The following is a 7,441-nucleotide window of genomic DNA, read 5'->3' on the forward strand; positions in this document are numbered from 1 at the left end:
CGGCGTAGCCGCCGTGGTCAGGATTCGGTCGGCAGCAGATCGAGGCGTTGGGCCAGCTGCGTCACCCACTGTGCGACGTTGCCGGTCGGCCAGGCCGTGAGTTCTGCCAGACAGGCTGACCAGCCGGGCCTGCGCAGGAGCGCGGTCAGCTGCCTGTGGAGCAGGGCTCGGCGGCCCGGGGGCCAGTCGAGTCCCGCAGCCTCGCCGTGCGGGTCGGCGAGGTAGGCGGCCAGCTGGAGGACGGATTCGTAGCGGTCCACCGTGGGTCGGAGCCGGCCGACGTGGTCCGCGTAGTGGGCGAGCAGCTCCGGGGCGTTGTCGAGTTCGGCGAGGGAGGCTCCCATGCCGAAGCAGTCGGTCATGGTGCGCAGCAGTCTGCCGGTCTGGTCGACGACCTCGCTGTCGGCCTGCGGGTCGCCGATCGCTTGGTCGACGGCGGCGGCGATCACGGTCTGGGCCGCGAAGTACCCGTTGAAGTCGCCGAGGTCCACTGCTCGGCGCCGCAGCCAGTGGACGGCCTGCGGGTCGGCGGGCCGGTCGAGCGACGCGTAAGGGTCCTGGCCGTTCCGGTACCAGGGGTACCGGGCTCTGGGGTCGGCGAGGCGGTTCAGGGCGTGGATGTAGTGGATGCGTCCGGTGCCGGTGGTGCGGGCCGCGAGCCAGGTCAGGGCCGGTGTCGGTGCCGGTAGGCGTTCCAGCGCGTGGGCGGGGAGGACGGCGAACGGGGAGCCGAGCAGGCCGATGGTCTGGATCATCAGGATGTCGCGCTCGGTGGCCGTCTCGGCGAGCAGGGCCAGACCGGCGAACACCACGTCCCGTTCGGTGCCGTGGCGCGTCAGCCAGCGGCCCACCGTGCGCAGCAGTTCGGGCGGGTGGCGTTTCGTCAGCTCCTGGATGGCCGGGTCGGGCGAGGACGGCACGGACACCTGGGCCAGGGCGCTCGCGAGCAGTCGCAGCGAAGCCGGGCTCAGCGGGCGGGCCAGGCGCCGGCCGATGACGGCCGCGGTGCGGGCGCCCCGCAGACGCGCTTCCCTGGAGTCGCGGTAGCACCGGCGCTGACGCTCCGCCCGCTGGTGGCGCTCCCGGTCCGGCAGGCACTCGAACCCTGGAAGCAGGTCGTCTGGATCCAACTGGTGCAGGCGCAGCGCGTATTCGTACAACGGGACCGTCGAGGTGGGCCACGTGCGGGGGGCGGTCACCGGAGGGTGTCGGACTCGATTCTCTTCATGCCGCAGATCCTGTCACCGTCGGTGGTCCGGCGGCAAGAGCGGCGATCCTGGGCAGCCACTCGCTCCGGGCGCTCCGGGCGCGAGCGTCGGACCGGGTGGGCAGCCTGACGGACCGTAGGCATGAGGTCATGCGGATCACCGTCGACAAGTGTCGCGTTCGACTCGGACGCCGTCGGCGTGGTGCTCCGCCGGATTGGCAGCCGCCTCGAGTCCGGGGGCGGGCATCAAGACGGAACGCAGCCGGATGTGTTGCTGCGGTCCGTCTTCCAACTACCAACGAGGGGGCGGCAGCTGTATCGACTGCCCCGAGCCTGCCGCCCAACGGGGACGCTGCGAGGCTCACCGCGCGGCGTACGAGGGGCGTCCAGCAGTCCGGGGCGGAGACGCCAAGCGGCTGTAGCGGCCGGTAACGGCGCTGCCGCGCCCGCTGTCAACTCGACTACCTACCAAGCGCTGTGGACGTCGACCACGTCATCCCGCCGGCCCTCGGCGGCACGCACACGCACGACAACGTTCAACCGCTGTGCCGCCCGTGTCACAAGGCCAAGACGCGCGCGGGCAAGAAGGTCAAGGGCCGTAAGCGGTGTTCAGCGTCACCGACACCTTCGGTCTGCTCCTGGCCGTGCATGTGGTCGCCGCGAACGTCACGCTATAGGGAAGACGAGCGCTGTACCCGGCAGCTGAGCTGCTGCCGCCCGCTGCCGGGTGCCTCAGCGGACCAGCTGACGCAGGACCGGAACGCTGGCCCCGAAGCCGGTCAGCCCGGCTAGGACCGCGCCGGCCGCAGGTCCACCACTGAGGAAGGTCAGGATCCCAACTACCGACCCGATGAAGGCTGCGGCAAGGAGGACGAGCGTGGTGTGCAGGGTCAGGAATGGTGCAGGCTCGGGCTGCACCTGCGACGTCTGGTCGGGCTGCGTCATGTGCTGTCCTCCTTCGAGTTGCCGGAGCCATGTCTCTCCGGTGCCGGACCGGCAGCGTGCCGGGTAACTGGTCTGACCATCAGGTTGTTCTTGGTAGTCCCCAAACGCCAGAGGCATCACCCCAGGTAAGGTCCGGACAACAGCGGGTTGTCCCGGGGATGTTCGGGACAAGGGAGAGGCCCGCCTAGGGGCGGGAGTTGGACATGCCGGAGCGCAGCCGCGGAGGCAGGCCGTGGGGGTCGGTGCAGGCGCAGACACCAGAGGCGGAAGCGCTGGCGTTGTTCTTGCGGGCCCAGATTGACGCCTGCCCGTTGACGATGACCGTGGTTGCGAAGCGGATCAGCTACTCCAGTACGCAGACCAGCCAGTATCTGTCCGGTCTCCGGGTACCTGAGCAGAAGTTCGTGGCCGCGCTGATCAGTGTGACGGTGCCCGCGCCCCAACTCCGCAGACACCGGCTGGCCGAGGCCGAGAAGCTGCTGTACGCCGCCACCCACCCGGCCTCTTCGTATGGCGCCGGCCGAGGTCCGGGCCAGGACCCTGCGGCCGAGCTGGAGCAAGTGCGGATGCGGCAGGTTGAGACCTACGAGCGGCTGACCCGCGCCCTGGAGCAGCAGGCAGAACTGCATGAGGCAGCGAAGAACTCTGCCCAGTTGGTCATGGTGCTACTCACGATGATCAAGACGCTGGAAGGTCGGGTGATGGGCCTGTCGGCGGAGCGTGACCAGCTCCTGAACCGCACTGATCACCGGCAGGCGCTGGAGGACACCCGGCAACAGCTCGTCCGCGCGCAGGACCAGGAACGGCAGGCGAAGGAAGAACTGGAGCGCGCGCGGGAAAAGCAGCGGCAGGCAGAAGACCTGGCCGTCCGCGTCCAGCAGCAGGTTCTCGAACTCAACGAGGAGCTCAACCGGCTCCGAACTGGAACCACCGACCTCCTCGACGGCAGGCCGGAGCCTGGGGAGGGGGCCGACACAGACCCTGGATCATCGGATGTCGTTGACCCGGTCGGCGACGACATCGCCCAAGCCCTCGCTCACGCCGTCGCCGTCAACGACGCCGACGACCAGACTCTGCAACGCATCAGTGAAGAGCTCCAGGCCGAGCCATCCCATCAGACACCACCCGACCGTCGGTCCGCGTTTCTCGGGTCATTCGAGGTTGTCCTGGACAACACCGACAACCCCTCGACCAGCACCGACCCCGTCTTCCTCCGGGAAGAGGCTCTCCGGCTCACGGCAGCCGGTGACTACGCAAAGGCCAGCCAGCTGTTTGCAGACCTGGTCGGGGACTGCACCCGGAGGGTCGGCGCGGACGATGAGAGCACCCTCAATGCCCGACGGGAGCACGCCCGTTGCGTCGGCGAGGCCGGTGAGCATGACCAGGCAGTCGTGCTTCTCGCTGACATCGTCGGAGACTGCACCCGATTGTTCGGGGTGGACCACCGAGCCACCTACCAAGCCCGGCACCAGCACGCCCACTGGGTCGGCCAGACGGGTGAGTCGACAGAGGCAGCCCGGCTGTACGCCGACCTCACTCGGGACTCCACTCGGGCGTTCGGCGCCGACCACCAGGACACCCTCCTCGCCCGGTACCAGCACGCCCATCATGCGGGGGAGAGAGGCGAGCGGACCGAGGCAGTCAAGCTGTACGCCGACCTCGTCAGGGACTACGTTCGGGTGTTCGGCGCTCACCACCCTGACACCCTCCTGGCCCGGCTCCAGTACGCCCATGGCCTTGGGGAGATGGGCGAGCGGACCGAGGCGGTCAGGCTGTACCCCGACATAGTCGAGGACTCCATCCACCTGCTCGGCGCCGACCACCAGATCACCCTCATCGCCCGGCACCAGCACGCCCATCATGTAGGGGAGATGGGCGACCGGACCGAGGCAGTCAAGCTGTACGCCCACCTGATCCGCGACCGGCTACGGGTATCCGGGCCGGACCACACAGACACCCTGCAAGCCCGGTACCGGCACGCCCACAACCTCGCAATAGCCGGTAACCGCTCCGAGGCAGTCCACCTGCTCATCAGCGTCATCTTCGACCGCGTCCAGATCTTCGGACCCCGTCATCGCGGCACCATCCAGGCCCGCGAGACTCTCAGCGAGCTCACCAGCTAGCGGCTCGCTTCAGTTCCTTGGCCGGGTAATTGATCCTCCGTCCGCTGGAGGGCAGGCTGCCTTTCAGGTCATGATCGTGGAGGTGGTCGTGGGGCGTCGTCCGGGAGTGTTCGTCCGGCCGGTGAGCATGGAGGAGGGGCGTCGGCTGCAGCGAATCAGCCGGACCGCGAAGGACCCGGTGAGGCTTCGGCGGGCGATCGTGGTGGTGATGTCCGCACAGGGCCAGTCGGTGCCGGACATCACCTCGTTGATGCAGGTCAACGCCGACTACGTGCGCGACGTCATCCAGGCGTTCAACGAGCGGGGGTTCGACGCGCTGGACCCAAGATGGAGCGGGGGACGCCCTAGGACGATCAGCAGCCAGGTGCGTGAGCACATCTGCCTGATCGCCCGGACGTCCCCCGCCGACTGAAAGATCGCCGCGTTCTCCACCTGGAGCCTGACCAAGGTGACCGAGCACCTGGTCAAGCAGAACGTGGTCCCGGCGGTCAGCCGCGAGTCGCTGCGGCGGATACTGCGCGAGGGCAAGGTCTCCTGGCAGACCACCACAACCTGGAAGTCCTCGAACGACCCGGACTTCATCGCCAAGATGCACCGGATCCTAGCCCTCTACGACTCTCCGCCCGCCGACGGCCGGGTGGTCTGCGTGGACGAGTTCGGCCCGCTGAACCTGATGCCCCGTAAGGGAAAGGCATGGCGCTCGTCTCGCTCACCGCGCCGGCTGCGGGCCACCTACAACCGCTACGACGGGGTGATGCACATGCTCGCCGTCCTCGACCTGGCCACCGGCAAGATGTACTACCGGATCCGGCTCCGCAAACGGTGGCGCGAGTTCCTGGCCCTGCTCAAGTCCCTGCGCGTCCGCTGGCCCGGCGAGAAGCTCTACGTCGTCCTGGACAAYTTCTCCCCGCACAAGCACCCGAACGTCCGCGGGTGGGTGGCGGCGAACGACGTCGAGCTGATCTTCCTGCCGACCTACGGATCGTGGCTGAACTGGATCGAGTCGGAGTTCGCGGCCCTGCGCTACTTCGCCCCCGACTCACCCATCCGCGCCTGGACCGAGTGCGCGGCCCTGGCCGCCTGAGGCATCCCTCTACGCTGGGCACGTGCGCTACCTGACCGGATCCTTCGCCCTCGGTGCCCTGCGACGAGGCCGTCGCATCGAGCAGTTCCTCGGTGCGGCAGGCACGCCGGACAACCCCGGCATCCGCTGGGTCGAGATCCGACCGGTAGCGTCGGGCTTCCTCGTCATGCTCCACGCCGCCCAAGACGTCGGCGGAGAGCACTTCCGCGACCTCGTCGAGTTCCCAGCACTTGATTCCGACGGCGAGGACGAGGACTTCGGCCAAGAGATAGCCATGACCGAGGAAGAGTCGGCCGCCATGGCGATCGCCGAGGCCAGCACCGGAGCCGTCCCCGACCGGTGGGTGAACGCCGGCATCGCCCAGGACGACTACCTCGACTTCGTACGAGCCGGACGCCCACCACACCTGCCGGCCACCGAACTGAGCTGACCCGTCACACGACAACGCCCGTCAGCGCATCAACGCCTCATTCACAGGTCAACCTTCCGAGCAAAGCCACTAGAACAGGGTCATCGGTTCCTTGCCGTTGTAGACCTGGCTGGCGATCGTGGACCGGGCCCGGTGGCTGGCGATGTCGGCGTACACATGAATGCTTCACCTGGTGGTCAGCCACGCGGATGGCGGAACCGTGYTGGGCGACGTATGGACCTGCCACCACCGGTCCGCCTCGACGCGGGCCAGTTCAGCGTCGTACTGGCCCGCGTCGAAATGGAACTCCAGCGGCAGGGGTGCCGGGGCGTACGGAACCTCCCAGTCCGACCACTGCACGATGTCTCCGAACCGCTGTACGACCACAGAGAGGAACCCGCAGCAACCGCCGGTGCAAGCGGGCTCTCCCAGCTCCACGCGCCGCGCCTCGCTGGTCGCCCGCAGGGGACTGGGGTGGCCGACGGGCAGCGCTGCAGCCCCGTACGGCCCGTGGCCTCCCACTTCGACTGCGCCTTCCACCACGTCCTCGCCGTTGACCCAGAACCGCAGCTGGGCAGCGAACCGGGGCCCCGGCGGCAGCACCCTGATCTCCAACTGATCGAACATCAGGCCACTCTAGTGAGCGCCCTGCCATCACCGAGCAGAGCACGTCTGCGCTTACCCGGCTGAGCACTTCATCGTGTACGCCGACGGACGGGCCGGCTTCGCTCTACTGCGGAAGAGAGCGCTCCTGGCCGGCGGACTACAGCCACCCATAGGATGACAGGGACGAGAGAAGACGCACCATGGATCCCCGCATACCCCGCCTGCGTCGCAAGCTGGCCGCGATCCCGTTCCAACCGCTGCGCAGCCACTCCTTCGGGGAAGAGCAACACAAGTTTCTCCTCGGTCCGAAGCTGGCGGAAGCACGCGTCGCTGCGTTTGAGGCCGAACACGACATCGTTCTGCCCGACGCCTATCAACAGTTCCTCACACACATCGGCGGATCAGGCGCAGCACCGTTCTACGGCCTCGTACCGCTGGAGCGGTGTTCCCTGCTGGTCATGAATCCGCGTGGAGAACCGGGAACACCTCGCGGTTTCGACAGCCCAGGACCTGGGGGACACGAATGCGACCTCTTCCTCCACGTCATCGAGATGGGCTGCTCCGACGTGTGCGTCATCGCGGTGACCGGTCCCCTCACCAGCCGCGTCCTCATCGGTAACAGCGACGGGTATTGGGGCCCCAACGTCTCCTCCGCCACTGACTTCCTCGACTGGTACGAACGCTGGCTCAACCACATGAGCGCCGGACGCGACAACCGGGCCCTGGAGGTCACCTCACCTCGGCTTCGTGCCCACCCAAACCGCCATCACATGGCCCCGAAGATCTAACTCTCCGTATCGGCTATACGGAATGGGAGCCAGAACCGAATCTCGCGAACAGAGCCAGTCGCCCGAGGCGATCACGGCAACCGGTCGGCCAAGGGTGTCGAAGCGCGGCAATTGACGAACCGTTGGGGGATACTGAACTTGATTGGGTGTTGTCGGTCAGCCGTCCATGATCAGGTCGGTGCCGGCGAGGCAGCCGTCGACGAGGTGCGGGCGGTACTGGATCTGTTTGAGCTTGCGCTTGACGGCTCGGGTCAGCTGGCCGAGGTTAGCGGCGGCAAG

The 7,441-nt window shown here is 67.7% G+C and carries 8 protein-coding genes and 2 pseudogenes; 6 read left to right on the forward strand and 4 right to left on the reverse strand.

What is annotated here, in order from left to right; all coding sequences use genetic code 11:
• Nucleotides 1-17: 17 nt before the first annotated feature.
• On the reverse strand, nucleotides 18-1,199 hold the full coding sequence (locus ACXJMZ_RS30175; RefSeq protein WP_457033202.1) for a hypothetical protein: 1,182 nt from the start codon (nucleotides 1,197-1,199) through the stop codon (nucleotides 18-20).
• 455 nt (nucleotides 1,200-1,654) lie between these two features.
• Here ACXJMZ_RS30175 and ACXJMZ_RS30180 point away from each other — a divergent pair.
• Nucleotides 1,655-1,999: pseudogene (locus ACXJMZ_RS30180) on the forward strand (HNH endonuclease); the annotation flags it as partial.
• On the opposite strand, the gene ACXJMZ_RS30185 reads toward ACXJMZ_RS30180, so the two are convergent.
• Nucleotides 1,940-2,152: a hypothetical protein gene (locus ACXJMZ_RS30185; RefSeq protein WP_457033203.1), complete on the reverse strand. Its 213-nt coding sequence runs from the start codon at nucleotides 2,150-2,152 to the stop codon at nucleotides 1,940-1,942. The pseudogene ACXJMZ_RS30180 and the gene ACXJMZ_RS30185 sit on opposite strands and share 60 nt — an antisense overlap.
• 203 nt (nucleotides 2,153-2,355) lie before the next feature.
• On the opposite strand from ACXJMZ_RS30185, the gene ACXJMZ_RS30190 reads away from it, so the two are divergent.
• From ACXJMZ_RS30190 to ACXJMZ_RS30205, 4 genes are all read left to right on the forward strand, one after another.
• Nucleotides 2,356-4,275, forward strand: a complete 1,920-nt coding sequence (locus ACXJMZ_RS30190) for a tetratricopeptide repeat protein (protein ID WP_457033204.1) — start codon at nucleotides 2,356-2,358, stop codon at nucleotides 4,273-4,275.
• 88 nt (nucleotides 4,276-4,363) lie between these two features.
• Nucleotides 4,364-4,687: a helix-turn-helix domain-containing protein gene (locus ACXJMZ_RS30195; RefSeq protein WP_457033205.1), complete on the forward strand. Its 324-nt coding sequence runs from the start codon at nucleotides 4,364-4,366 to the stop codon at nucleotides 4,685-4,687.
• Between the two features lie 27 nt (nucleotides 4,688-4,714).
• The gene (locus ACXJMZ_RS30200) at nucleotides 4,715-5,359 is read left to right on the forward strand and encodes an IS630 family transposase (protein WP_457033211.1); all 645 of its coding nucleotides are present in this window, start codon (nucleotides 4,715-4,717) and stop codon (nucleotides 5,357-5,359) included.
• Between the two features lie 22 nt (nucleotides 5,360-5,381).
• Complete coding sequence (locus ACXJMZ_RS30205) at nucleotides 5,382-5,789, forward strand: hypothetical protein (protein WP_457033206.1); 408 nt, start codon at nucleotides 5,382-5,384, stop codon at nucleotides 5,787-5,789.
• Between the two features lie 165 nt (nucleotides 5,790-5,954).
• Here the strand turns inward: ACXJMZ_RS30205 and ACXJMZ_RS30210 are convergent, their stop codons facing one another.
• Entirely contained in the window at nucleotides 5,955-6,395 is a 441-nt protein-coding gene (locus ACXJMZ_RS30210) for a hypothetical protein (protein ID WP_457033207.1), read from the reverse strand.
• A 179-nt stretch (nucleotides 6,396-6,574) separates the two neighbouring features.
• On the opposite strand from ACXJMZ_RS30210, the gene ACXJMZ_RS30215 reads away from it, so the two are divergent.
• Nucleotides 6,575-7,162 carry an SMI1/KNR4 family protein gene (locus ACXJMZ_RS30215; protein WP_457033208.1) on the forward strand — a complete coding sequence of 196 codons (588 nt, stop codon included), beginning with the start codon at nucleotides 6,575-6,577 and terminating at the stop codon, nucleotides 7,160-7,162.
• Between the two features lie 156 nt (nucleotides 7,163-7,318).
• Here the strand turns inward: ACXJMZ_RS30215 and ACXJMZ_RS30220 are convergent.
• Nucleotides 7,319-7,441: pseudogene (locus tag ACXJMZ_RS30220) on the reverse strand (IS630 family transposase); the annotation flags it as partial.

This window comes from Kitasatospora sp. P5_F3 (genome assembly GCF_054049135.1).

Excerpts from the sequence above, each read along its gene's own strand:
- ACXJMZ_RS30215 (WP_457033208.1), top strand. The coding sequence starts at position 6,575 with ATGGATCCCCGCATACCCCGCCTGCGTCGCAAGCTGGCCGCGATCCCG.
- ACXJMZ_RS30185 (WP_457033203.1), bottom strand. The coding sequence starts at position 2,152 with ATGACGCAGCCCGACCAGACGTCGCAGGTGCAGCCCGAGCCTGCACCA.
- ACXJMZ_RS30190 (WP_457033204.1), top strand. The coding sequence starts at position 2,356 with ATGCCGGAGCGCAGCCGCGGAGGCAGGCCGTGGGGGTCGGTGCAGGCG.